Source organism: Sporomusa intestinalis, assembly GCF_055383785.1.
Map to the genome: position 1 here is coordinate 1,588,496 of NZ_AP042390.1, position 24,904 is coordinate 1,613,399.

Genomic DNA, 24,904 nt, shown 5'->3' on the forward strand with positions numbered 1-24,904 from the left:
TCTATGGGCTATGGAGTAAACCTTAGGATTTGGGGCGACTACGCCTGCTTCACCCGGCCGGAAATGAAAGCCGAGCGGGTCAGTTATGACGTGATGACCCCTTCGGCTGCCAGAGGGATTTTAGAAGCCATTCACTGGAAGCCGGCCATTAGCTGGGTGATTGACCGTATTCACGTCATGAAACCCATTCGCTTTGAAGCCATTCGCCGCAATGAGGTTGCCGGCAAGATATCCGAGCGCAATGTAAAAACGGCTATTAAAGGAGGCAATATTGACCTGCACCAGTACGCCGCCGAGGACCGCCAGCAGCGGGCGGCCCTGGTGTTGCGGGATGTGGAGTACATTGTGGAAGCCCATTTTGATCTGACCGGCAAAGCCGGCGAAAGCGACAACCCCGGCAAGCACTGCGATATTTTCAGACGGCGGGCCCGGGCCGGTCAGTGCCATATGCGGCCTTATTTTGGCTGCCGTGAGTTTCCGGTGCATTTTGCCCTGGTTGAGGGCGAGGTTGCGCCGTCTCCCTTGACCGGGGAACAGGACCTGGGCTGGATGTTATGGGACATTGATTTTGCCAATGCTATGCAGCCCATTTTCTTCCGGCCGGTCATGAAAAACGGTATTGTGGATACCCGCCTTACCAAGGGGGGAGAAGGTTGATTTTACAGGCTCTTGCCGAACATTATTACCGCTTGCTGGCTGAGCCCGATTCCGGGGTTTCGCCGTTGGGCTACAGTCCGGCCAAGGTGTCGCATGCGTTGATTATTGACGAACAGGGCGCACTGGTCGATATTTTGCCGCTGGCCGATATTAAGAGCAAAAAGACTGTGCCTAAAGTATTATTGGTGCCTGAGCAGCCTACCCGGACATCGGGTATTGCTGCCAATATACTTTGCGACAGCGCGGCCTATGTGCTGGGGCTGGAGCGGAGCAAGCAAGGCGACATCAATGTTTCGGCCAATAAATTTCATGATTTCAAAAATAAAAATGAACTGTTTCTGCGAGAGGTTCAGAGTGGGGAAGCAGCGGCTGTCCGCAGCTTTTTAGCGAAGTGGAATCCCCCAAGCGCTATGGCCGACAGCAAGCTTATGACAAAACTGGCTGAGGTTATAGGCGCTTATCATATTGTCTTCAAGCTGGACGGTGCGCTGGGCTATATTCATGAGACTGACGCAATTAAAGCAGCCTGGGAGGCCAGGACACAAGAACAAGAGGCCGAGGTAGTCGGGCAATGCCTCATAACCGGTGAACACGCAGCCCTGGCCCGGATTCATCCGTTGGTCAAAGGTGTGGTGGGAGCGCAAACCAGCGGCGCGTCTGTGGTCTCCTTTAATGCTGATGCCTTCACTTCCTATAGCAAATCACAAAGCTTTAACGCCCCGGTTAGTAAACAGGCGGCTTTTGCCTACGCTACCGCCCTAAATTATTTGATTTCCAGCGACCTTAATCGGGTGCGGCTGGCCGACACCACCATGGTCTTTTGGGCCGACAAAAAAGGCGGTAAAAAGGCTGAAGCAGTAATCGCCTGGAGCTTGGACCCGGTTATGAGTGATACAGAAGATACCGGGGAAGAGTCAGTGAACCGGAGAATTGATTATAGTACGGCCAGACAGGCGAAAACCATCCTGGAACGGATCAAGGCCGGTCTGCCTGCCGGTGATAGTAATATTGCCGCCGATGCCCGGTGCTATTTACTGGGGCTGGCCCCCAATGCCGCTCGGCTGTCCGTACGTTTTTGGCGGGTTAGCAGCTTTGGCGAGGTTTTGACAAAAATTGCCCGCCATTATCAGGATATGGAGATTGTCGGCATAGAACGGCTAGGCGAGCTGGTGCCGCCCTGGCGGGTTTTGAAAGCACTGGCCGTGCAGGAAGAGGCCAAAAATATTCCGCCCCTGTTGGCCGGGCAGTTTTTGCAGGCCATTTTATCCGGTCAAGCCTATCCGCAAACACTTTATAATTTAGCGTTAAGCCGCTGTCGGACCGGCGGTGAGCATGGCGGCGTCAACAGCATCCAGGGAACCATCCGGGCCGCGGTGATTAAAGCGTTTTTAATGCGGCAATATAGGCTGCGGGATCAAAACGAAAAGGAGGCAATGCTTACCATGGGGTTAAATGAGGACAATAACAATACCGGGTACCAATTAGGCAGATTGTTTTCCTTGCTGGAAAAGGTACAAAAGGATGCGTTGGGCAATCAAATCAATGCCACCATCCGGGACCGTTATTTCGGGGCGGCTTCGGCGGCGCCGGCGTCGGTGTTTCCGCTGCTGCTGCGGTTATCCCGCCATCATATTGCCAAAGCCGAATACGGCAATATTTTGGACCGAAAAATTCAGTCGGTGGTCAACCGTTTAAGTGCCTTCCCCAATTATCTGAGTCTGGAGGACCAGGGACAGTTTATTCTGGGATATTACCACCAGAATCAGGCCAATTACACGAAAAATGAGAATAAACAAGATGCGGGAAAGGGTGATAACAATGAATAAGGTGCTTGATAAGCGGTATGAATTTGTCCTTTTTTTCGAGGTGGAAAACGGCAACCCCAACGGCGACCCTGATGCCGGCAATATGCCGCGCATTGATCCGGAAACCAGCCACGGCCTGGTAACCGACGTATGCCTGAAGAGGAAAGTCCGCAACTATATTGATCTGGTGCAGGATGACAAAGACCATTTTGATATCTATGTCCGGGAAAACGCTGTGCTCAACCGGGTCAACGAAGAGGCCTACAAAGACCAGGGAATTAAGCCGGAAGCCAAAAAACTGCCGAAAGAGGCCAGCCAGGCTGAGGCTATTGTCGGCTATATGTGCCGCCGGTTTTATGATATCCGCGCTTTTGGCGCGGTGATGACGACCGAGGTCAATTGCGGGCAGGTGCGCGGCCCCGTTCAGTTCTCCTTTGCCAAAAGCTTAAGCCCGATTGTGCCGCAGGAAGTCACCATCACCCGAATGGCGGTAACCAATGAAAAGGATGCTGATAAAGAGCGTACTATGGGCCGGAAACATATTGTGCCCTACGCCTTGTATCGGGCCGAAGGGTACATTTCGGCCCCGTTGGCTCGAAAAACCGGCTTTTCTGCAGACGACCTGGAGCTTTTCTGGAATGCGCTGTTAAACATGTTCGAGCATGACCATTCGGCCGCCAGAGGGAAAATGGCTGCCAGACAACTGGTGATTTTTGAACATGAAACCCCGTTGGGCAATGCGCCGGCGCACAGACTGTTTGATTTGGTAACAGGCGATTTGAAGGATAAAACTAAGCCGCCCCGGGCCTTTAGCGACTACACAATTAGTATTGATTATGCCGCCAAACCGGATGGCGTGACCATTATGGTACGATGATAGGCTCGCTTCAGGAAGACGATTTTCTCCTGCTTTCCGGTATTCAGCACATGGCTTTTTGCGAACGTCAGTGGGCGCTAATCCATATTGAGCAGGTTTGGGCCGAGAATGTCCGGACCATCGAAGGCAAGCATTTACATGAGCGGGTGGATGATCCTTTTGCCGACGAGAGCCGCAAAGACGTGCGGATTGTCCGGAGTATGCCACTGGTAAGCCGTACCCTTGGACTGCGGGGTGTGGCCGATGTTGTGGAGTTTCACCGGAGTGAGCAGGGTAGTGCCGGTGTGAATTGCCGGCTGAAAGACCGTGCGGGCTGGTGGCGCCCGGTGCCGGTAGAGTATAAGCGGGGCAAGCCTAAAATGGACGACCGGGATGCCGTCCAGCTGTGTGCTCAGGCTATGGCCTTAGAAGAAATGATGCAGGTGAATGTGGAGTCCGCCTATCTGTTCTACGGCGAAACCAGGCACCGGCAAGAAATTGCCATTGACAAACGGCTCAGGCAGTATACCGAGGAGCTTGCCGGCAGGATGCATCAGTTTGTGCGGGAGGGAAAAACCCCTAAGGCGCAAAAGGGAAAACGTTGTTCCCAGTGTTCACTGATTGAGGAGTGTCAGCCCCATTGGATGCTGCGCCACCGTCCGGTGGACAAGTATCTGGCGCGTATGTGCCGTGTGGAGGAGGAACAAGCATGAGGCGGCTGCTCAATACGCTGTATGTGACTATGCCGGACGCATACCTGGCCTGTGACGGGGAAAACGTGCTTGTTAAGGCTCAGGATGAGATTAAATTCCGGGTGCCTATTCATAATTTGGAAGGCATTATTTGTTTTGGTTTTGCCGGAGCTAGTCCCAAACTGATGTATCTTTGCTGTGAGCGCGGCGTAGCCCTGTCTTTTCTGACAGAATACGGGAAGTTTATGGGGCGGGTGACAGGCGGGATTTCGGGAAATGTCTTATTACGGCGTACCCAATACCGCTGGGCCGATGATCCTGATATCTCGGCCCGTTTATCCCGAAGATTTATTGCTGCTAAAATACTGAACAGCCGGGCATTATTACACCGTGCCTTACGGGATCATAAAGAAGTCGTGGAATATGACTCTTTGCAGCAAGCCATCCAGTGGCTGGCAGGAACGGTAGCCAGGCTGGAAAAAGCTCGGGAGGGGAATGCCATCCGGGGCATCGAAGGGGAAGCGGCCCGCGTGTATTTCGCCAACTTTAATCAGCTTCTCTTAGCTCAAAAAAACGAGTTCCGCATGGAAAACCGTAACCGGCGTCCGCCAACAGATACGATCAATGCGTTGCTGTCATTCCTCTATACGTTACTGACTCACGAAGCAGCTGCTGCCTTAGAAAGTGTGGGACTGGACCCGCAGGTCGGCTTTCTGCACCGGGAACGGTCAGGGCGGCCGAGCCTGGCACTGGATGTGATGGAGGAGTTGCGGCCACATTTTGCCGACCGGCTGGCCGTGACCTTGATTAACCGGAAACAGATTACCGCTGATGGATTTACTGTCAAGGAGAACGGGGCGGTCATCATGGATGATGAAACCCGCAAGGAGGTTCTGACCGCCTGGCAAAAAAGAAAGCAGGAAGAGATTACTCACCCTTATCTTGAAGAGAAGATACCCTTAGGGCTTGTCCCTTATGTCCAGGCTCTGTTGCTGGCAAGGCACCTGCGGGGTGATCTGGAGGATTATCCGCCATTTATCTGGAAATGAGGAGGTTAAGATGTTAGTCCTGATTACTTATGACGTGAATGTTACGACAGATGCGGGCAAAAGACGCCTTCGCAGAGTGGCAAAACAATGTGTAAATTATGGTCAGCGCGTACAGAATTCAGTCTTTGAATGTTTACTTGACCCCACCCAGTTTGCCGAACTGCGTCACCGCTTAGAAACAATTATTGATGCGGAAACAGATAGTTTGCGTTATTATTTTCTAGGTTCCAACTGGAAAAAACGCGTTGAACATGTTGGCAGTAAAGTTACCTATGACCCGGAAGGAATCCTTATGGTCTAATGCGAACCCTAAGTGTACATCAATTTCCTGGGGTATTCGCACCTCTTGCATTTTAAGGCTTAGACGGATTTTGCAAGTTTTAAATTAGGGTTAACATGATAAAGATTGTTAGGTTCGCAAAATCAAGTGTTTGAATGCTTGATTTTTATAATGTGCTAAGGGAGACAGTCACGCCCCCTGCGGGCGTGTGGATTGAAACCCTGCTAGAAGAAAGGGTACTGCGGGAGCAGAGTCACGCCCCCTGCGGGCGTGTGGATTGAAACATAAAGCCGCACACCGTCAATAACCACGTATTGGTCACGCCCCCTGCGGGCGTGTGGATTGAAACTACTGTATAGCCGGTGTCGGCCTGTGTAATTATGTCACGCCCCCTGCGGGCGTGTGGATTGAAACATGCTGTCGGCTAAGTATTGCCAGGCATTAACCCGTCACGCCCCCTGCGGGCGTGTGGATTGAAACTCTTCAATTTGCCGCGTAATATCCATAACCTTAGTCACGCCCCCTGCGGGCGTGTGGATTGAAACTACGAAAAAATAATAGAAGTCGGCCATTTGGATGTCACGCCCCCTGCGGGCGTGTGGATTGAAACTCATGCCCCAGGTAGGACACGCGGACATCCTGGTCACGCCCCCTGCGGGCGTGTGGATTGAAACACCACACTCCCCGCAGAGACCGTTTTTAATACGTCACGCCCCCTGCGGGCGTGTGGATTGAAACATTTAAAGCATTTCCCGGTGTAACAACCTTTAATGTCACGCCCCCTGCGGGCGTGTGGATTGAAACTTCAAGCTGCAAATCATCTATCCAAAAAGTTGTTGTCACGCCCCCTGCGGGCGTGTGGATTGAAACCATCAGTTAAAATAGAGGCTACCGAACCATAACGTCACGCCCCCTGCGGGCGTGTGGATTGAAACGCCTGGGCCGCCACACCAATGCGGCCGCCGTCGAGTCACGCCCCCTGCGGGCGTGTGGATTGAAACTACCGAGAAATGGTGTTTAAACGGGAAAGCATGTCACGCCCCCTGCGGGCGTGTGGATTGAAACTTTAACAAAGCTGGCTTACGATATGTCCAGTTTGTCACGCCCCCTGCGGGCGTGTGGATTGAAACATCCTCACCGGCGGCCTATGAAGAGGAGGTGGGTCACGCCCCCTGCGGGCGTGTGGATTGAAACTGGGTGAGCTGATCGGGCGCCGGCGAATTTTAGGTCACGCCCCCTGCGGGCGTGTGGATTGAAACGCGTCCATTGGTTGTGCTACGGGCCGAACAGCGTCACGCCCCCTGCGGGCGTGTGGATTGAAACTCGGATTTGACCTCTTTGGCGTACGCTTCCAAGTCACGCCCCCTGCGGGCGTGTGGATTGAAACGTTAAATGTTCATGAGTCTGTCTTGCATGAGTTGTCACGCCCCCTGCGGGCGTGTGGATTGAAACTAACCGATGCCTATTACGGTGCCGGTGGATTTAAGTCACGCCCCCTGCGGGCGTGTGGATTGAAACAGAGACGCGCTTAAAGGTGCTTATATCATCGAAGTCACGCCCCCTGCGGGCGTGTGGATTGAAACTTCCTGCAAGGGCAGACGATTTTGTTACAGGGTGTCACGCCCCCTGCGGGCGTGTGGATTGAAACCTGGTTCCATTCTTTTGTTTTCTCTACTAGTATGTCACGCCCCCTGCGGGCGTGTGGATTGAAACCCAGCGAATGAGGCACTTCCAGATTCCTTTAGGTCACGCCCCCTGCGGGCGTGTGGATTGAAACTAAATTGTCATAAATAGGTTACAATCTTCGACATGTCACGCCCCCTGCGGGCGTGTGGATTGAAGCATACGCCGGACTTTCCGGTGTAATCTCGTAATGTCACGCCCCCTGCGGGCGTGTGGATTGAAACTACGACCGCAAAAACACAGTAGACGTGCAAATGTCACGCCCCCTGCGGGCGTGTGGATTGAAACCTCTCAAGCCGCTTTCTATAGCACACTTGGCATGTCACGCCCCCTGCGGGCGTGTGGATTGAAACATTCAAGGATTCAAATTCGCAAAAAAGACACAAGTCACGCCCCCTGCGGGCGTGTGGATTGAAACTACATATATGGGCATGAACAAAATGAATATACGTCACGCCCCCTGCGGGCGTGTGGATTGAAACCCATAACGGCGAAGGAATCATCCCCAATGGCCAGGTCACGCCCCCTGCGGGCGTGTGGATTGAAACCTTTATTTCCAGTCCATATTTCCAGGCCATTCGTCACGCCCCTTGCGGGCGTGTGGATTGAAACTTCTTCGGTTGCTTCCCGCCGCAACATGACTTTGTCACGCCCCTTGCAGGCGTGTGGATTGAAACGTAATCGCTGATAAGGATATACGGGAACGATTGGTCACGCCCCTTGCGGGCGTGTGGATTGAAACGCCATAGAAGTAGCGACACAGGCGAACTATATAGTCCCGCCCCTTGCGGGCGTGTGGATTCCGGAACCTGGAATAAGCCTATCTCATCTCCTATGCAGGAAATGGATAGGCTTATTGCCGTAGGTTTATTTTACAAGCTGGGAGAAACAGGGGGACAGGGGTATGTTTCGAGATGAGAGGTATTGAACCTTTCTAGTGATGAATGATATGGCGCCCCCAAACATCTGTCGGCAGGTTTACCCAGCGAGGCAGCTCGAGCTATGTCAGGTCACCATACAGCAGAGTGCGAGAACAACCGGGTAAACGTCCACCGGTTTGGAAAACCTGAAACGAATAGAAAAGAAGCCGCTTCCGGCTTTGAGGCGGAAGCGGCTTTAGGTATTACCAGCGGCGGGTGGCGGTTAAGAGCACCTTGCGGCCGGTGTCCACAGAGTCGTAATAAGCCCAGTAGTCCTGGCTGGTGACGACGTACTGCTTGTCGAAGACATTGGTGACATTAAGGGCGTAGCGCCAGCTGCCGGTATCATAGCGGACCATGGCGTCGGTTAGGACCGAACCGCCGAATTTGCGGGTGTTGTAGTAGTTGTAGCGGGAGCCGATATAGCGCAGGCCGGTCCCGAAGCTCCAGCCCTCCGCTGTGTCGCCGGGTTTGACGGTGTCCAGCCACAGCGAGGCGCTGTGCCTGGGCACGTCCTGGGTTCGCCGCCCGATTCTGGCAGTATCGTTGTCCTTGGTGACTTTATTATCCAGCAGGGTATAGGCCATTGTCAGATTAACACCATTGAACGCCTGCAGGTTGGCTTCCAGTTCCAGGCCTTTGGAGGTCACTTCGCCGGTCTGGACCTGAAAGAGAGTATTCACAGGGTCGGTGGTGGTGACATTTTGCTTGCGCAGGTCGAAGACGGCGGCGGTAAAACGGGCGTTCATGTTACGTGGTTCAAATTGCACACCGGCCTCATACTGCCGGCCGGTGGTGGGCTTAAAGGCCTTGCCGTGCCGGTCGGCGCCGCCCTGGCCCTCGAAGGATTCGCTGTAGCTGACATAGGGCTTGACGCCGCTGCCGGCGTCATAGACAATACCGGCCCGGCCGGTGAAAGCGTTTTGATCGGTAATAGTAGCTGTACCGGCAGACCAGTTGCGGAACGTTTGGTCATAGCGGTCATAGCGCCCGCCCAGCACGGCTGTCCATCTGTCGCCGAACTTCAACTGATCCTGCAGGTAAAAGCCGCTTTGCTTGGTATGGCCGCCGACACGGTAGGAGTAGGCGGGCGTGGTGATGGCCTGTCCGTAGTTCATCGTGGCTAGATCGAGATCAGGCGCTGTTCCGCCGCCCCACAGCCAATGATAGTTGCCTTTCTGGTAATCAAAGCCCAGCAGGGTAGTATGGCTCACGGCGCCGCCGGACCACTTGGCCTGAAAGTAGGTATCAAGGGAATCGGAACTGCCATAGCGGCTGGTGGCGTTAGCCTTCCGGCCGACAGTTCCGTCGGCATTCAGGGCAGACAGGGTGACACCCTGCTGGTGCATCGAAAAATGAAAATGATTGGCATTTTGGGTAACTGACCAGATATCATTGATTTTATGTTCCAGAATATAACCGGTTTGGCTCTGGTTGCTTTCATTGCGGTCGTAACCTGGTTCGCCATAATAGGTTTTATTGGCGATGCCGGTGCCATAGTAGGGGCTATCCGGCAAATAGACGGTGCGGAGTCTGTCGGTAGTCCCTTTGAGGTCATTTTTCTGGAAATACCCGAGTAAGGTCAGGGTGGTGCTTTCTGTAGGCTGCCAGGTCAAGGCCGGAGCAAGAAAGGAGTGGTCTTTAGTACTGGAATCGGTATAAAAGTCCTCTTTGGATTTTAGTGCGGTCAGGCGGAACAGCACTTTTCCGTCCTTGGTTGCCCGGTCGCTGACATCTAAAGCGCCGCGGTTCCAGCCGCTGCTGCCGGTTTGCAGCTGAATTTCGCGCAAAGGTTCGTTTGTGGGGCGTTTGGCCACATAGTTGACGATGCCGCCGGGACTGCCGGCGCCATACAGTATGGAAGCCGGGCCGCGCAGCACTTCCACCCGCTCCATGGCGTACAGGTCAAAATCACTGCCGTAATTGCTGCCCAGATGGCGGGAGCCGTTGTTATGGGCAGTGGCTACGCTAAAGCCGCGCAGGTTCAAAGCTGGTCCACTTTCTTCACTGTACTGCAAAGCAGTAACCCCCGGCGTATACCCCAGGGCCTCGGCAAAGTTGGTAACGCCGCGGTTATCCAGCTGTTCCCGGGTGATCACGCTGATCGACTGGGCGGTTTCGCTGAGCGGCGTATCGGTCTTCGTGCCGACGCGGCTGCGTTTGGCGACATAGCCGTCGGTTACGCGGCTGGCGGTGATCTCAACGCCTGCCAGCGTAAACTCACGCGGCAAGGCGGCTGCCGTGGCGGCAGTGTTATCGCCGGCGGCCTGTTCTGCCGGCGAAGCGGCTTCCCCGGCTGCATAAGCAGCCAGAGGCCAGACCAGGCTGCCGCTGAGTAAGGCGCAAAGCAGGCCCCGTTTGCTTAGATAATTGCTTTTCATAATTTCACCCTTTGTTGTGTTGGTGTAGCAGGAGGTTGGCAATGGTGTTGATAACGATAATTAATATCATTGATGAAGTTGCAAGCTTGCGGATTCATTATAGCAATACCGTTTTTGCCCAGTCAACGCTCCCGGAACGCCTACAATAGAGGTAGGGAAAAGACAGGCAGGCCTGATTAAATGATAGTGTTTCTCAGTTTGCGGGGGCTTAAAGTATTGGTCAGCTTCAGAATTTGGATTGGCCTTACTCCATTTTGGAGCATTGTTAGTCTGCATAATGGGTTGTTTTCAACAAAGGCATTTGTTATCATAATAGATAATCGATCTCATTTGGAGGATGGTATGGACACTAATGTATACTTGGCCGGTAATTGCGAACTGGCTGAACAGTTTGGCGCCCAACCGGAGGCCTTCCGCAGCGGGACTGCGTATCGTTTGCCTTCGCCCCACGGCGACAATTGGCTGGTCGATATTTATCCCGCCCCCGGCCTCATTTTGACGGATACGCATTTTTCCCTGCCGGAACCTGTTGTCCGGGAATATACCATTGCCGAGGCGGGGCTGTGGCTGTGCTCGTTTAATGGCGGTGACATGACCATTGTGGAAAAGGGCAAAAAAGCCCGACAGTTGCGGCCAGGCATTCATTTGCTGGTTAACCGGGGACAGCCGTTTAAAATGATTTATGGTGCGGGCAAATGGCAATGTTATACCGGCATGTGGCTGTTCGGTGATTATATCGCAACCCAGCTGACCGGACGGATGTCAGACCGGAGTTTTACTCCGGACGAGGCGTTGACCTGGCAAAGTCCGCAGTATGATACGCCCGAGCTATTGCTGGTATTTGAACAGCTGAAAGCCAATGTCCGCAATGCTGCCGCCCCACTGCCGTATTACGAACACAAAGCCTGCGAAGTACTGCTGCTCATCCTGCGCAATATACAGGATGAGCATTGGTGGAAGAGGCATCAAAAATCACAGCGTAAAAATTATTTATCTTATCATGACCGGAAATATATCATAAAAATTAAAGAGGAACTGGACAGGGATATTCTGTCCCCGCCGCCGGTGGAGCAGCTGGCCGTAATAGTCCAGATGAACATCAGCAAGCTGCAGCGCTGTTTTAAACTGTGGTACGGGGTATCCATTGCCGAGTATATTCGCGCGGGAAAGATGAAATATGCCATGCGGCTGTTGTGGAATGATGATCTTAGCATAAAAAATATTGCCGCCATGGCAGGCTATGAAAACGCCAGCAAATTTGCCGCCGCCTTTAAGAAAGTGCATGGTTTTTCCCCGCAATATATCCGTAAATCATTTGGATTATAGAAAATAGTAATCCTGACTGCGGGAGAGGAGGGCCGGTGTGTGCAGGGCAGACGTATTGCCAGAGAGAAAGTCACAATTGAAAAAATGATTCTGCTATATTGCCAGGCAAAGCATCGGACAGGCGGCGGATTGTGCGGCGATTGCCAAAGGCTGGCCGAGTATGCCCGGCAGCGGCTCAGCCATTGCCTGTTTGGCGAGCGCAAGCCGGTATGCGCAAAATGCACGGTCCATTGCTACCGCCCGGCCCTGCGGGCGCAGATCATTGAGGTGATGCGGTTCGCGGGACCACGGATGCTGTTTAAGCATCCGCAGTTAGCGGTGCTGCATGTACTGGACTCGCTGGCGAAACCGCCCCGGTGATAAAACAGCGGTCCATGCGAGGAAAAAAACTGCCGCAGCCATCTGGGATGGTATGCGGCAGTTCTTGTGGTTGCCGGTGTCAGCAAGTAAAGAATAATAAGATACCTGTTTTGGCGTTTTATAGATCCACTGTTGCGGAAAGCGTCAGCGTTCGTGGCGCACCGATGGAGAAGCCGCCGGAATGCCCTTGCCAGTAGCGCTTGTTCAGGGCATTGGTCACGGTGGCCCGGAGGGTAAGGGGAACGCCGTTGTGCTGCAAGGTATAGCGGGCGCCGACATCCAGCCGGGTCCAGGGAGCGATTTTTTGCGTATTGGCGTTGTCTATATATTGCGAGCCGTTATAAATGGCGCGGGCGGTTAAGGTCAGATCCGGCTGAAACGGGGTGTCCCATTCGACGCCCAGCGTGGCTGTCCAGCGCGATGCGCCTGCCGCCGTGTTGCCGTCATTAGAGCCATTGGCCGTACGGACCAGTTTGCCGTCCAGCAGCATGACACCGCCCAGCAGGCGGGTGCCTTTTACGGGCTCGCCAAACACATTCAGCTCCAGGCCGCGGTTGCGCTGCTCACCATCGAGGCCATAAATCCGGGTAACAGGATCAGTTTGACCGCTGGGCTGTTCAATTTGAAAGGCGCTCAGCGTTGTGGCATACAGGCCGCTGTCCAGTTTGACGCCTACTTCGTATTGCTTGGCTTTGTAGGGAGCAAAGACTTCGCCCGCATTGACGGCGCTGCTGGCGGCGGTTGGCCCCTGCTGCAAAGCTTGGACGTAATTGCCGTAAACAGACAGGTTATCTTTGGCTTTCAGGACAATACCCAGGCCGGGGGTGACGGCGCTTTTATCGTAGCCTGAGGTTTTAACGCCGGTTTGGGAATTGAATCTATCGACTTTAATTTGCTGGTGCCGGGCGCCCACTATGAGCTGCAGCCGTCCGTCCCGGGTGGAGAGCGTGTCGGTCAGGGCCAGGCCGGATAAGGTGGTAGTGGAGTTTTTCGGGATACTGCCCCAAGCAGAAAACACCGGTTGGGAAATACCGGGGTGATAAAGACTGGACGGAAATTCGGTAAGCTTCTCCGACAAACTGTACGAGTCTATCTGGCTGCGGGTACCGCTAAGTGTCAAGTGATGCTGCAGGGAGCCGGTGGCAAAGCGGCCGCGGATGCCAAGTTCTCGGGTATGAGCGTTGTTCTTCATGGGAAAGTTGTATACTTCTGTAATAAAATCGCCCTGATTGCTGGTAAAGGTACCGTTTGCATACAAGTAATCAGCGGTGCTCCGTCTGCCGCCGGCAGAGGCAAATACCGTCCAGTCTTGGTTTAAGTCAAATTCACTGTGCAGGACACCGAAGATACTCTCAATGTCGGCATAAGTCCAGGCAGGGCTGATATTCATGGTGTTCTTTGGCGGTGTTTTGGGGAGGGAAAAGCTGGTGGGTCCAATGAATTCAGTGGTTGGGGCGTCAATTTTCCTGTTCTGATAGCCCAGGTCAAAGGATGTGCGCCAGCGGTCGCTGCGCCAGTCCAGGCCGAGGGAGGCAGTGCCGGCCGTTAGCGATTCATTGTCAAAGGCGGTGTCGCCGCTGCGGTAGGAGCCGTTGAAGCGGAGGCCGAATTGCTGGTTTGCCCCGAACCGGCGGCCAATGTCAATATGGCCGCCTACCTGACTGTCACCACTATAGGAGGCAGTGAATTTGGTCAGGGGTTCCTCGCCCGCCCGCTTGGGGACAAGGTTAATGGCGCCGCCGATATTGCCGCTGGCTGTGGCCACGCCGTTCAGGAGTGCGCTGGGACCTGTCAGCACTTCGACCCGTTCGACAAAATCTGAACCGCTAAGCCAATGGGGGCTGACATTGTATAAGCCGTTAAAGCTTACGGCGGTTACTGAAAAGCCCCGGATGTTCCAGAATTGATTATAGCTGCCACTGGAAGTTACCCGTACGGAAGGATTGTTGGCAGTTACCTCGGCGATGGTGGCGGCCTGCTGGTTTTCCATCAATTCGGCGGTATAGCTGGTGAAATTGAAGGGCGTGTCCATAAAATCCCTGTTGCCCAGCACGCCCAGCCGGCCGCCGCGGGCCACCTGGCCGCCTGCATAGGCCGGCGGCAATGGATCCTCATTGGCGCGTTTGGCGGTTACCTCCACACCCTCTAACGTAAATTCCTGCCGGGCCGCTGCGGTATCAGCCTGGGCGAAAGACAGCGGGACAGGCCAGGCTAAACTGCCGCCCAGCAGGAGGCAAAGCAGGCGTTTCGGCATGTTTATTATTCTTTTATTCATCCTATTGGCTCCTTTGGGATTATTAGACTATAATAACAATCATTATCGATAATGGGACATTTGCCGGCTTGTGTATCAGTATAGCAAGGAAATTTTTAGTGCGTCAATTCCGTTGCCGGGGCGGAAAAGGGTTAAAGCAAAAGGCCTGCTTTGCCGGCTGAAGTGAGAATGAATCGCAGTTGAGGGCTTGTTTCCGTACGGCGTGGGGCGTTGCTTTGGTGCACCTTTTTGTTGCTGCGGGGCAGTTGACTGGGGCTTGCGCGGCAATAAGTTATGTTATGATAAAGGCAACAGCAGCTATCTGCCGGCTGCCGCAGTTTGTTAACGGTCAACATTACCCTAAGGCCAATTTATTTAATTATGAGGTGAAACATGGAGACTCGGATGGGCCATGCGCTGCTGGCTGCCGGCTTAGGCTGTGAAACTGTGAAGTTTGATATGGCGGTAAGGCATAAGTTCCCGCCCGGTCACGGCGACAGCTGGATACTTGATGTGTATCCGGCGCCCGGCCTGTGCGTCAGCAATGCCTATTTTACTTTGCATCAGCCCTGTGCCTTTTCCCTAACCCGGAGCGGGCTGGGGCTGTGTTCGCTCGACAAAGGCGATGCGGTTATTCGGGAAAAGGGCCGGCGCAAACGGAGTCTGCAGCGGGGCGTTCACGTGCTTGTCAATCAGGGCAACCCGGTTGATATTGTTTTGGGAGGCGGCGAATACCGGTACACCTGCATCTGGATTTGCCCCGAATTTATCGAAAACTATCTGCATTACCGGACCTTCAAGCAGCCCTTTGCCATTGCCGACGCGTTAACATGGCAAAGCCCGAACTATAATACGCCGGACCAACTACTGGTCTGGGAGCAGCTTAAGTTCGGCATCCGCAATGCCGTGGCGCCGCTGATGTATTTTGAGAGCAAAGTGCTGGAACTGCTGGCGCTGATTATGCTCCACACCAATTGCCGCTGGTATGGCAAAAGATATGTCAAAAAGGAACGCCCCCGCCACCTGACCCATCTTACCCGTCCCTATCTGCAGCAGGTGAAGGCAGCACTGGACAATAACATTGCCGACCCGCCGGATATCAGGCAGTTGTCGCGGCTGGCCGGAATGGGCGTAACCAAGCTGCGGATGGTATTCAAAAATAGTTACGGAATGCCTATTGCCGCCTATATCCGGCAGGAGAAAATGAAGTATGCCATGAGGCTGTTGTCAGGCGAGATGAGCATACAAAATATCGGGAAATTTGTAGGCTATGAAAGCGCCAGCAAGTTTGCCGCCGCCTTCAAAACAGTGCATGGCTTCACGCCCAGCCAGTTTAGAAAATCCTTTGGGCTGTATAGCCGCTAACAATAGCGGCGGGCAAGCCTGATCCGTCGGACCGTTGCCCGCTGCCGGATGTAACCGGCAACTGCCGTCCGGCAATGGCAGTATTCTGCACCCGCCGCCGGTAAAGGAACTGGCCGGCATTGCCGGCATGGCATAACCAAGCTGTGCATCCTGTTCAAGTCGTCTTATGGCCTGAGCATCACCGACTATGGGCGGCGGGAAAAGATGAACTATACGCTGCGGTTGTTATGGCACGATGAGATGCTATCCAGAATAGCAGTTCCCTGTTGGGGATATGTACGGCCGGATAAGTTTGCCAAGGCGTTTCAAAAGGACAGGGCGTAACGGCCCGGCAGGTGAGAAGTCGTTTAATTTATAATAAAGTGCGGGCAGCGCTGAAAACAGGCGCAAGCAAGGAACGGTCGCCAAAGCATCATGCTTTGGCGACCGTTCCTTTTGTGCTTCGCAGCATTCGCTCGCGTTTGCACAGCATGGCCGGTTATGTTAGGTGCTGCCAGTTGGATACTATTGTTCTTGCCCTGAAAGTAAAATGGTTGTTGCGTTTTTTTTTGTTTGTAACAGAATGCTATTGAACTTGTAACCAAGTTGTAATAATCATCCGGCATAATGTAAAAGGAAAATATCGGCAGCAAAAGAAGGAGGCGTTAGAAATGAAAAACACTGCGAGATTAATGCTAATGGTATTTGTACTGATTTGTTTTTCCGGACCTGCTTTAGCCGCTCATTCACCCAACCTGGACGGACCGCCGGCGGCGTTTATAGCGGGTGAAACTACAGGCTATTTCATGTGGCAGGATAAAGAAGGGTTGCATCTTCGAACTACCACTTCCGGGGCGAACCATGTTTTTACCGGCGTAATCCGGACAAATGGCAAATTTGGCGATATTTTGGGAAAAACGGTCGGGACAGATGATTATGTCCGTATTGATCGCAGCCGCAGTGAAATAAATTTTCGGTTTAATATTGCGGGAGGAGATGCCGGCATTGATTTATCTGTTAAGGGGGGAACCTGCATTACCTTTGCTTTGTCGATGGACGGGGAAGGGGTCGATCCTGCCAATATAGTTATTGGCCGTGATGGGTGGCAGCCGGCGGATTCTAAGTTTACGCTTCGCAATGACAGCGATAAAGCTTGTGACCACGATGACCGGGCTGTCCTCATTATTGAGAGCGGCTTTTGGTGGGAATGGGCTTGGCCGCAGCCGCACCGGCATTCTACCAGGCCTATGGCTAACCCCGGATGGGCCAAGATGAGGCCGGCTTGGAAACATTAGCAGGAAGCATTAACAAGAATTAATTGATTAGGAGCTTGAAAATGAACAAGAAAACGGCTAAATTCCTCTTAATGGCAGCTGTCGTTATGATCACAGGCCCGATGTCTTTTGTCCATGCCGAAGATTTCACGGGGAAAACAATCGCAGGTATCCGTATCAGCGGGAGCGAAGCGATAGGGGAAGACAAAATAGCCTCCGTGCTTACCGTTAAAGCTGGCGATACCGTTGACGCTGAGGCTATCAAACAGGATATGAAAGCCATCTTTGACCTGAATTACTTTTATGACGTACAAGCCAACCTTGTCAAAGTACCGGCAGGCATTGAGGTAGTTTATTCTGTTGTTGAAAAAAAAACAATTAAAGATATCGTTTTTACCGGCAATACCAAAGTTGAGGCCGAGGTTTTGCTGAAACAGGTTTCGTTGGTCAAAGGCAGTATCATCGAACACAATAGTGCCAGTGATATCTCGCATGCGATTGAACAGTATTATCATGACCAAGGCTATATACTCGCAAAAGTCACCAATATAGAAATAAGTCCGGCAGGAATAGTCAATATTACCATCAATGAAGGCCTGGTGGAAGAAATCGTGATCAAAGGCAATATAAAAACCAAAACACCGGTTATTTATCGTGAATTAAACATAAAGCCACAAGAACCGTTTAACGCCAAAGCGGCCAGGCGAAGTCTCCAGAAGGTACATAATCTCGGTTTTTTTGAGGATGTCAATGTGAAGTTGAATCCCGGCCGGGAACCGAATGCGGTTGTTGTGCAAATTGATGTTGTGGAAAAAAAGACAGGCACATTTTCTATTGGCGGGGGCTATAGTAAAAGTTATGGGTTTTCCTCGCTGGTTGGCCTGGGAGACACCAACTATAAAGGCACCGGGAACAGTTTGGATGTGGAGCTGCAGCACAGTTTTTACAAAACCCTGGGGACAAGCTGGAAAGTCAATTTTACCAACCCCCATATGGATGATAAAAAAACGTCCTTTAGTATTAGTCTATTCAACACAACCGGCGAATATAGCGATTACGGGCTCGATGGCGACAATACGGCATTGCGCTCAACTTATTACCGGCGTTCCCGGGGCTTTAGCGTTACGCTAGGCCGCCCGCAGGGGGAATATACCCGCAACTACATAACCCTGACCAAGCGGAAAGATATTTATTTAGATTATGTTTCCGGATCGGTTAACTATTTGGCAAGCGAAGACGATGACAACTATAATGCCGCTTATAACGCGGAGTATCTCAGTAATAATTTTGGCGACGTGCATAGCATCACGCTGGCCAGAGTATATGACAACCGGGACAACATTTTTAATCCAACTGCAGGCAAGCGGATTTCTATCGCAAGCGAGTTCGCCGGCAGGGCGCTTGGCGGTCAGTTTGATTTCGACAAATACACCGCTGACTACCGCCAATACGTTAAAGCCGGCAGTAAGCAGGTTGTCGCTTTTCGTCTTGCCAGCGGCGTGGCTACAGGCGACGTAGCGGACGCAAGTCTGTTTACTGTTGGCGGTATTGATACCCTACGCGGCTATGAAGATGATCTGTTCAAAGGTAAAAAAATGCTTGCCGCCTCAGTCGAATACCGTTTCCCTATTGCCAATAAAATACAGGGTCTTGTCTTTGCCGATGCAGGTAATGCCTGGAATGGCAGCTATAAGATAAGTGATTTGCATTGCAGCGCCGGCAGCGGGCTGCGTGTGGAATCGCCGCTGGGACCGATACGGCTTGAATATGGCCATGGCAGTGAAGGCGGTAAGTTCCACTTTAGCTTTGGGACTCAGTTTTAAGGCTCAGGCAGTTCGTCCGCAAGGCGGAACTGCCTGGTTTAAGAAGGAATGTAGAACTCAACCAATACAAAGCGGCAATACAGCGAACCGCTGCTTACCAGTTGCCGGTGGCGGTCAACAGGAAGGTCCGCCCCTCGCCCTGGTAAGTGGTTGTGCTGTTATAGCCGGCAATTTCATGAAAGGTATCAAATACATTGCGGATATTGAGCTTATATTGCCAGTCGCCGGCCTTATAGCCAACCGCGGCGTCAGCCAGCCAGACGTTATCAAGTCTGATGGTATGGCCGTTATTAGCGCGGGCGCCGATGTAGCGTACGCCAAAGCCGCCGTTCCACCCCGGCCGGTCTTGCGTTGCTTTGTCAGTGTCCAGCCACAGGGCGGCGGTATGCTTGGCCACACCGGCGGTGCGTGTGCCGATGTTGGCCGCGTTAGTGTCTTTGGTTACCTTGTTGTTGAGCAGGGTAAAGGAGGCGGTCAGATTCAGGCTGCGGAACGCCGCCATATTCGCTTCCAGCTCCAGCCCTTTGGCGGCAATTTCGCCGGTCTGGATGCTGAAGTTGGTATTGACCGGATCGGGGGTCAGCACATTTTGCTGACGAAGGTCGAACAGGGAGGCGGTAAAGCGGGCGTTTAGGTTGTGGGGCTCATAGTGGAAGCCCAACTCATATTGCCGGCCGGTGGCTTGTAGCCGCCCGGCAGCGGCGCAGCTTAATTAAAAAGAATGACCCTTTGGCGTATGGTTAAAGCCAAATCGCCCGGTCATGCTGTACTGCGGCTGATAGGCGTGAAAAAGGTAACAACCCCAAGCGCCTGTCAGTGAGAAGGAACAAAAGAAGCCGTTCGGGTGACATAATCACCTGAACGGCTTTATCTAATTGGCTCGGCCAAGACGTCGCTTTATATAGCCGTATTATTTGCTTTTATATCAATGGTTTCCAGTACTTTGAGGAACAGCGGGATTGCCGGGTTATTGCGGCTTTTTTTCCATTCAGCCACAATACTGCTGCAGGCGTCTTCGCCCTCCATAGCAACACAAGCCAGATTCGAGGAGACATGACGAAGTACTGCCTGCTCTTTGCCGGTAATGGAAATACCCATACCAGCTTCTACCAGCAAGTAGGCACTTTCCAGCCGTGTTGTTTTGCTGGAAAAAATCGGAGTAAAGCCCCGGCTTGCACAAAAATTTGTGAACCAGTTAAAGCCCTCTGCTGATTCTGCCTCCGACAGTATGATAAAAGGCATATTAGCAAAAGCGGCAATATCAATCGAAGATAAGCTGGCATACGGATGGTTTCTAGGCATCAGAAAACATAATGGCGTTCTATGGATTAAACGCCGCATGAATTTGGCTGAGTTATAATTCTTGCCAAGTATCGGAATAAAGCCGATATCTAATTCTTCAGACTCCAATGATTCTTCGATCATTCTGATGGAAAGCATGTGAATATCAATACTGATTTGGGGATAGATGGAATGGAATCTTCTCAAGGCGTGAGGCAGAAAGGCTTCTTCAACCCCAAAACCGCCAATTTTTATGTTCCCGCGTATTCCGAGTTTCGCTTGTCGGGTTTTTTCAATTGTTTCCGAAACTTTGTCTATAAGGGCTGTGCCTTCTCTTAATAAAGTCTTGCCTGATGGCGTTAGTTCAAGCGGCCGGTAACGGTGGCGAATAAATAGCTCGACCCCCAACTCCTCCTCCAGTTCGGCAATTTGCTTACTTAGCGCTGACTGGCCCAGATATAATTGTTTGGCTGCCTCGGTAAAACTTAGACATTGTGCCGCGGTTAGGAAGGAACGTAAATATCGGATATCCATTAATATCCCCCTAATTTTAAATGCTCTAATTATTTCATAATATATTTCCCCCTATTTGTCAAGCAAGGCCACGCTTATCTGTTTCAGTTTGATACTGCGCAGCACTTGAAATAGCTTGAAAATGGCAGGTTGCAGTGACTAACAAGATGTATATATGTATATATATGAATTGTAAGAATACAATTCAGAATTATAGGAATTGGCAAAAAAATATGCCTTGTATTATATTTAATTAAAGATTATGTTAAACGTTTTAAAGCAAAGAACATAATCTGTACGGAAGTAAAAGGAGGTATGCAGAGGTATGCATTAGTACCGTATCGTGGGCCGAGTTTATTTCTAAAAAATAAAAGGTGGGAAAACAATGAAAAAATTGTTCATGACTCTCGTTGTACTGCTAAGCTTTTGCATTTCCAATCTGGCATTTGCCGCAGGCAGCACCTTTAGTGACCTTCCGGCGCAACACTGGGCTTATGACGCTGTGAGAAGGCTGGCTGACGCCGGTATTGTCGACGGGTATGGCGATGGCACCTTCCGCGGCGACAGAACCATGACCCGGTACGAGATGGCGCTGGTTGTTGCCAATGCCTTGACCAAAGAAGATAAGGCCAATGCCGAGGACAAGGCGTTACTGGACAAATTGTCGGCTGAGTTTTCTCAAGAATTGTCGGGTCTGGGGATCCGTGTCAAAGCACTGGAGGACAAGGATGATAAACGCTTAAAATTTTCCGGCGTCGCGCGCATCCGGCATGAATGGACCGAGAATCCGCGCCCGCTTGTGCCTGACGCCGCTCTTGGGGGGGATCCGTATTACACTGGCCAACCAAAGGATAAATCGGAAATCCGCACAGCTTACTACTTGTTTATAGACAAAAAGTTTGACAGCAACAATTACATTCACGCTACCCTCGGCAATGATTCCATAGCCGGTGATACGAGAACCGACAGCTCGATTCAGTTTGAGGAAGCCTATTATGCCAGTAGGAATCGTAATTTTGAGTGGTCGGCAGGAAGATTTATTGCCACAGTCGGCAAAGGGCTGCTGTTTAGCGCCCCCTACTTGGATGGCGGCAAAGTGAGTTTTGGCAATGCTGTAAAGACGACTGTGTACTCTGGTAAAAAAACAGATTATTCCTGGCTGCTGGCCGATACGCAGTTTAGATTAAATAAGAATACCAATATATCACTTGCTTACGTTTCCAATGGTGAAGATGCCGACAAAGGTCTCGATTTTTATGATTCGAAGGCCGTGGGCGTAGAATACACCGGTATATCTAACATCAACCTGCAGGGTGAGTATGGCGTAAATACGGCAGCCAATGCCAAGGCTTATAATGATGGAAAATCGGCAAAGGGAATGTATCTTAAAGCCAAATATAAAGGGGCAAATCCGTTCACAGTAGGAACAAGCGGTGCCTGGGTAGGGTATAGAAAAGCTGACAATGGCTTTGATCGATTACAATATACCGGCGCATTAAATGCACCCAATAACTGGACGTATCCTGCGCAAGGCAGCAGTATCAACAATGTTAAAGGGTTTGAGTATGGCGTGGAAGTAACGGTTGCGCCGCAGGCTATACTTTCCGTCATATATGGTGATTTGGAAGCTGACAAAATAGGCGATATCGGTTTAGCAGATAAGAGTCAGAAATTCCTGATTAGTCAGTTAACCTGGATTTTTTAATTTAGATTATGACAAAATTTACATAATTTATTAGACCTATGGCAACTACTGCGAGAAAGGTAAACCGTTAGGAGGTTATACAGATGAGTGGTAAATCTCGTGAGTACGGAATTGCAGCGACTGCTATCTGCTTTTTGGCCATGGGGGTTATAATGCTGGATCGGCTGTCCATCAATTTCCTTATGCCTATTTTAGTGCCACAACTAGGCCTCACAAATACGGATATTGGTATACTCAATGCAGTTTTTTCCATTGCCTGGGCGGTTTCAGCATTTCTCGTTGCCGGCTGGTCCGACAAACTGGGCTATAGAAAACGCCTCCTGGTGCCAGGGCTAATTGGCACCGGCGTATTCATGGCCGCGGGCGCGCTTTGCAGCACAGTTACGGAACTAATCATTGTCCGGACAATATGCGGCATTTTCGCCGGACCGTTAGGTGCCCTGATCTATGCCATTGTTGCCGACGCCTCCATCGAGGGCACCTTCGGCCGTAATGTCGGCATTGTAAATGCCGGTATCGGCGCTATCGGGGCAACCATTGGTCCCATTTTCATTACCCAGCTTGCCGCCCAGTATTCCTGGCAAAATACTTTCCTGGTGGCCAGTATTCCCACTTTTGTTATCCTGGCTGCCGTCATCTTATGGATAAAAGAAATCGAACCACAGGCAGCAGACGCTGCCGTAGAACAAAAGGGCGGCAATGTGTATAAAGAGGTAATGCAATTTAGAAACGTTTCCCTTTGTGTCATCATGAATGTATTGGCTGTTATCGGCTATATGACACTAATGATTTTTGCTCCCGTATATCTGGTGAATGTGGCTAAACTTTCCGTGCAAGACATGGGCTGGGTAACTTCAGCCATGGGCGTACTGTATGTTGTCCTGGGCATAGCGGCCACAAAGTTGTCAGATAACTTCGGCCGGAAACCGGTAATGTTTGTATGCATAGTTTTAAGCCTGCTGGGGCCGTTAACTATGTATCTGGCCCCGGGCAGCGCGTCGGCTACCTGGATGTATGTGCTGTTCGGCGGGTTTGTGCCGGCTGTTGTTCCCTTTGTTATGACCATTATCCCCATGGAAACGGTACCAGTCCGTTTAATAGCGACTTCCATGGTGGTTGCTCAGGCCTCGGGCGATCTCATCAGCGGTGCTGTCTGGCCAATTATCGCCGGCAGGATTGCCGATGCCGCTGGACTTCCTTTTATGATGCTGGTTGTAGCGGTTTTAATGGCATTTAGCCTTGTTTTTGGATACTTTCTGGATGAATCCAATCCAAAGTTTCGTAAGCCTGCGAAATCTATCGCCGGTTAAAAAGTTATTATGCTTGCTTTAGCCCAAAGGTCAATTTTGTCAGACGATAACCACGTATAGATAATGATAATTATGGGGGAATGGTAATCATGAAAACAACACAAGAATTGCTCCGGGAACGTACAGAACGGGTAATGAAAGCAATTGCCTTGGAAAAGACCGACAGAACACCGGTAATCCAGTTATTTGACGCTTTTGCCGCCCCTCATATGGGTGTAACCATGAAAGAATATTGTTCAAGCTTTAAACGAGCGAATGAGCTCATGCTCGATTCTTTACAAGCTTTTGGCGATTTGGATGGAACAAATGTTTCTTTTGGGGCGGGTCAGCTGTTTCCGCTAATTTATATGTCTAAAGTTAAAATGCCCGGGCGCGAGTTACCGGATGACGCCGTCTGGCAAGTGGATGAACAGGAACAAATGACCAGGGACGACTATGACACCATTTTGAATAAAGGCTGGACGCCGTTTATGGTCGATTATTTAGGAAACAGACTGGGTATTGATCTGGAAAATCTTTTCGGTCAGTTGGCAGATGCTCCGCAATTAGCCAAAAATATTGAAGCTGCCGGCTATATGGTTTATACCCCGGTCTTGACCTCAGTAGTTACTGAATTTCTTAGCGGCGGACGTTCGATGACAAGCTTTATCAAGGATTTATACAAAATGCCGGATAAGGTGGAGGCTGTCCTGGATATTATCCAAAAGGAGACGGGTGATTCAGTGCGGGCACAAATACGGGCTACCGGGGCTAAGGCTGTATTTGTATCGCCGGCGCGCGGAGCAAGTGAGTTTTGGTCACGAAAATTATGGGAACGCTTTGTCTGGAAATATATCAAAGCGATGGCCGCTGTAGTCATTGAAGAAGGTGCTGTGATCAGCTTGCACCTGGATGGAAATTGGGAACGGGACCTTGCGTATTTCCGCGAGCTGCCAAAAGGGAAAGCTGTGTTTGAAACGGACGGCGCCACTAATATTTATAAAATTAAAGAAGTACTCGGCGATCATCTGTGCATTAAAGGCGATGTACCGGCTGCCAAACTGACCCTGGGTACTCCGGACGAGGTTTACGAATACAGTACCCGTTTAATCAAAGATATGGGAACAGGCTTTATCCTTTCTTCCGGTTGTACCGTACCACCGAACGCGAAGGTTGAAAATGTTAAAGCGATGGTGGCTGCCGCTACCGGGAAATAACCTGGATTGTATATAGTAACCATTTTTGAGGAGCTAGCTAGATAGTTTGCTAGCTCTTTTGTTTAGACGAGTATTTTTTATATTTGCTATCATTATTTTTCTTTATTGTATGAAATAGATTGTCTGATTAAGGAGTTCACTACATTGTACTTTACCTACCTATTGATCTGCCCGCGAAAATCTGTATTACTCTAG

17 protein-coding genes, 1 pseudogene and 1 CRISPR repeat array are annotated in these 24,904 nt (G+C 51.3%); of the genes and pseudogenes, 14 read left to right on the forward strand and 4 right to left on the reverse strand.

Features of this window, described 5'->3' with window-relative positions; translation table 11 throughout:
• Positions 1 to 3: 3 nt before the first annotated feature.
• From cas5c to cas2, 6 genes are read left to right on the forward strand one after another with little or no spacing between them, the layout of a single operon-like run.
• Positions 4 to 657, forward strand: coding sequence for a type I-C CRISPR-associated protein Cas5c (cas5c, locus tag ACZ481_RS07155; RefSeq protein ID WP_464769476.1), 654 nt, complete (start codon positions 4 to 6; stop codon positions 655 to 657).
• Positions 654 to 2,483, forward strand: a complete 1,830-nt coding sequence (cas8c, locus tag ACZ481_RS07160) for a type I-C CRISPR-associated protein Cas8c/Csd1 (protein WP_464769477.1) — start codon at positions 654 to 656, stop codon at positions 2,481 to 2,483. Before cas5c ends, cas8c begins: the two co-directional genes overlap by 4 nt.
• Complete coding sequence (gene cas7c / locus ACZ481_RS07165; RefSeq protein ID WP_464769478.1) at positions 2,476 to 3,339, forward strand: type I-C CRISPR-associated protein Cas7/Csd2; 864 nt, start codon at positions 2,476 to 2,478, stop codon at positions 3,337 to 3,339. The genes cas8c and cas7c overlap by 8 nt, the downstream gene beginning before the upstream one ends.
• The gene (gene cas4, locus ACZ481_RS07170) at positions 3,336 to 4,031 is read left to right on the forward strand and encodes a CRISPR-associated protein Cas4 (RefSeq protein ID WP_464769479.1); all 696 of its coding nucleotides are present in this window, start codon (positions 3,336 to 3,338) and stop codon (positions 4,029 to 4,031) included. The genes cas7c and cas4 overlap by 4 nt, the downstream gene beginning before the upstream one ends.
• Positions 4,028 to 5,059: a type I-C CRISPR-associated endonuclease Cas1c gene (cas1c, locus tag ACZ481_RS07175; RefSeq protein ID WP_464769480.1), complete on the forward strand. Its 1,032-nt coding sequence runs from the start codon at positions 4,028 to 4,030 to the stop codon at positions 5,057 to 5,059. The genes cas4 and cas1c overlap by 4 nt, the downstream gene beginning before the upstream one ends.
• Before the next feature lie 10 nt (positions 5,060 to 5,069).
• On the forward strand, positions 5,070 to 5,360 hold the full coding sequence (gene cas2, locus ACZ481_RS07180; protein WP_464769481.1) for a CRISPR-associated endonuclease Cas2: 291 nt from the start codon (positions 5,070 to 5,072) through the stop codon (positions 5,358 to 5,360).
• A gap of 167 nt (positions 5,361 to 5,527) precedes the next feature.
• Positions 5,528 to 7,764: a CRISPR direct-repeat array (repeat unit 32 nt; unit sequence GTCACGCCCCCTGCGGGCGTGTGGATTGAAAC).
• Positions 7,765 to 8,145: 381 nt separating this feature from the next.
• Here cas2 and ACZ481_RS07185 read toward each other — a convergent pair.
• On the reverse strand, positions 8,146 to 10,323 hold the full coding sequence (locus tag ACZ481_RS07185) for a TonB-dependent siderophore receptor (protein ID WP_464769482.1): 2,178 nt from the start codon (positions 10,321 to 10,323) through the stop codon (positions 8,146 to 8,148).
• 342 nt (positions 10,324 to 10,665) lie between these two features.
• Between ACZ481_RS07185 and ACZ481_RS07190 the strand changes: the two genes are divergently transcribed.
• Both ACZ481_RS07190 and ACZ481_RS07195 read left to right on the forward strand, forming a co-directional pair.
• A complete protein-coding gene (locus ACZ481_RS07190; RefSeq protein WP_464769483.1) occupies positions 10,666 to 11,649 on the forward strand; it encodes a helix-turn-helix domain-containing protein in 984 nt (327 codons plus the stop codon).
• Positions 11,650 to 11,688: 39 nt separating this feature from the next.
• Positions 11,689 to 12,009, forward strand: a complete 321-nt coding sequence (locus ACZ481_RS07195; protein WP_464769484.1) for a nitrous oxide-stimulated promoter family protein — start codon at positions 11,689 to 11,691, stop codon at positions 12,007 to 12,009.
• A gap of 118 nt (positions 12,010 to 12,127) precedes the next feature.
• On the opposite strand, the gene ACZ481_RS07200 is transcribed toward ACZ481_RS07195, so the two are convergent.
• On the reverse strand, positions 12,128 to 14,284 hold the full coding sequence (locus ACZ481_RS07200) for a TonB-dependent receptor (protein WP_464769485.1): 2,157 nt from the start codon (positions 14,282 to 14,284) through the stop codon (positions 12,128 to 12,130).
• A gap of 372 nt (positions 14,285 to 14,656) precedes the next feature.
• On the opposite strand from ACZ481_RS07200, the gene ACZ481_RS07205 reads away from it, so the two are divergent.
• The 3 genes from ACZ481_RS07205 (at position 14,657) to ACZ481_RS07215 (ending at position 18,704) form a co-directional block, all read left to right on the forward strand.
• Positions 14,657 to 15,628, forward strand: coding sequence for a helix-turn-helix transcriptional regulator (locus ACZ481_RS07205; RefSeq protein WP_464769486.1), 972 nt, complete (start codon positions 14,657 to 14,659; stop codon positions 15,626 to 15,628).
• A gap of 650 nt (positions 15,629 to 16,278) precedes the next feature.
• Entirely contained in the window at positions 16,279 to 16,902 is a 624-nt protein-coding gene (locus ACZ481_RS07210) for a hypothetical protein (protein ID WP_464769487.1), read from the forward strand.
• A gap of 41 nt (positions 16,903 to 16,943) precedes the next feature.
• Positions 16,944 to 18,704: a BamA/OMP85 family outer membrane protein gene (locus ACZ481_RS07215; RefSeq protein WP_464769488.1), complete on the forward strand. Its 1,761-nt coding sequence runs from the start codon at positions 16,944 to 16,946 to the stop codon at positions 18,702 to 18,704.
• A 94-nt stretch (positions 18,705 to 18,798) separates the two neighbouring features.
• Here ACZ481_RS07215 and ACZ481_RS07220 read toward each other — a convergent pair.
• A pseudogene (locus tag ACZ481_RS07220) lies at positions 18,799 to 19,371 on the reverse strand (TonB-dependent siderophore receptor); the annotation flags it as partial.
• Positions 19,372 to 19,601: 230 nt separating this feature from the next.
• Positions 19,602 to 20,519: a LysR family transcriptional regulator gene (locus ACZ481_RS07225; protein WP_464769489.1), complete on the reverse strand. Its 918-nt coding sequence runs from the start codon at positions 20,517 to 20,519 to the stop codon at positions 19,602 to 19,604.
• A 364-nt stretch (positions 20,520 to 20,883) separates the two neighbouring features.
• Here ACZ481_RS07225 and ACZ481_RS07230 point away from each other — a divergent pair, with 364 nt between their 5' ends.
• From ACZ481_RS07230 to ACZ481_RS07240, 3 genes are all read left to right on the forward strand, one after another.
• Positions 20,884 to 22,203 (forward strand): S-layer homology domain-containing protein, encoded by a 1,320-nt coding sequence (locus ACZ481_RS07230; RefSeq protein ID WP_464769490.1) that lies wholly within the window; start codon positions 20,884 to 20,886, stop codon positions 22,201 to 22,203.
• Positions 22,204 to 22,286: 83 nt separating this feature from the next.
• Positions 22,287 to 23,513, forward strand: a complete 1,227-nt coding sequence (locus ACZ481_RS07235) for an MFS transporter (RefSeq protein ID WP_464769491.1) — start codon at positions 22,287 to 22,289, stop codon at positions 23,511 to 23,513.
• Between the two features lie 89 nt (positions 23,514 to 23,602).
• Positions 23,603 to 24,709: a uroporphyrinogen decarboxylase family protein gene (locus tag ACZ481_RS07240; protein WP_464769492.1), complete on the forward strand. Its 1,107-nt coding sequence runs from the start codon at positions 23,603 to 23,605 to the stop codon at positions 24,707 to 24,709.
• Positions 24,710 to 24,904: the final 195 nt, after the last annotated feature.

Coding starts and splice junctions, on each gene's coding strand:
- cas5c (WP_464769476.1), top strand. CDS start 4: ATGGGCTATGGAGTAAACCTTAGGATTTGGGGCGACTACGCCTGCTTC.
- cas1c (WP_464769480.1), top strand. CDS start 4,028: ATGAGGCGGCTGCTCAATACGCTGTATGTGACTATGCCGGACGCATAC.
- ACZ481_RS07225 (WP_464769489.1), bottom strand. CDS start 20,519: ATGGATATCCGATATTTACGTTCCTTCCTAACCGCGGCACAATGTCTA.
- ACZ481_RS07205 (WP_464769486.1), top strand. CDS start 14,657: ATGGAGACTCGGATGGGCCATGCGCTGCTGGCTGCCGGCTTAGGCTGT.
- ACZ481_RS07185 (WP_464769482.1), bottom strand. CDS start 10,323: ATGAAAAGCAATTATCTAAGCAAACGGGGCCTGCTTTGCGCCTTACTC.
- ACZ481_RS07235 (WP_464769491.1), top strand. CDS start 22,287: ATGAGTGGTAAATCTCGTGAGTACGGAATTGCAGCGACTGCTATCTGC.
- cas4 (WP_464769479.1), top strand. CDS start 3,336: ATGATAGGCTCGCTTCAGGAAGACGATTTTCTCCTGCTTTCCGGTATT.
- cas7c (WP_464769478.1), top strand. CDS start 2,476: ATGAATAAGGTGCTTGATAAGCGGTATGAATTTGTCCTTTTTTTCGAG.
- ACZ481_RS07240 (WP_464769492.1), top strand. CDS start 23,603: ATGAAAACAACACAAGAATTGCTCCGGGAACGTACAGAACGGGTAATG.
- ACZ481_RS07210 (WP_464769487.1), top strand. CDS start 16,279: ATGAAAAACACTGCGAGATTAATGCTAATGGTATTTGTACTGATTTGT.
- ACZ481_RS07215 (WP_464769488.1), top strand. CDS start 16,944: ATGAACAAGAAAACGGCTAAATTCCTCTTAATGGCAGCTGTCGTTATG.
- ACZ481_RS07190 (WP_464769483.1), top strand. CDS start 10,666: ATGGACACTAATGTATACTTGGCCGGTAATTGCGAACTGGCTGAACAG.
- ACZ481_RS07200 (WP_464769485.1), bottom strand. CDS start 14,284: ATGAATAAAAGAATAATAAACATGCCGAAACGCCTGCTTTGCCTCCTG.
- cas2 (WP_464769481.1), top strand. CDS start 5,070: ATGTTAGTCCTGATTACTTATGACGTGAATGTTACGACAGATGCGGGC.
- ACZ481_RS07230 (WP_464769490.1), top strand. CDS start 20,884: ATGAAAAAATTGTTCATGACTCTCGTTGTACTGCTAAGCTTTTGCATT.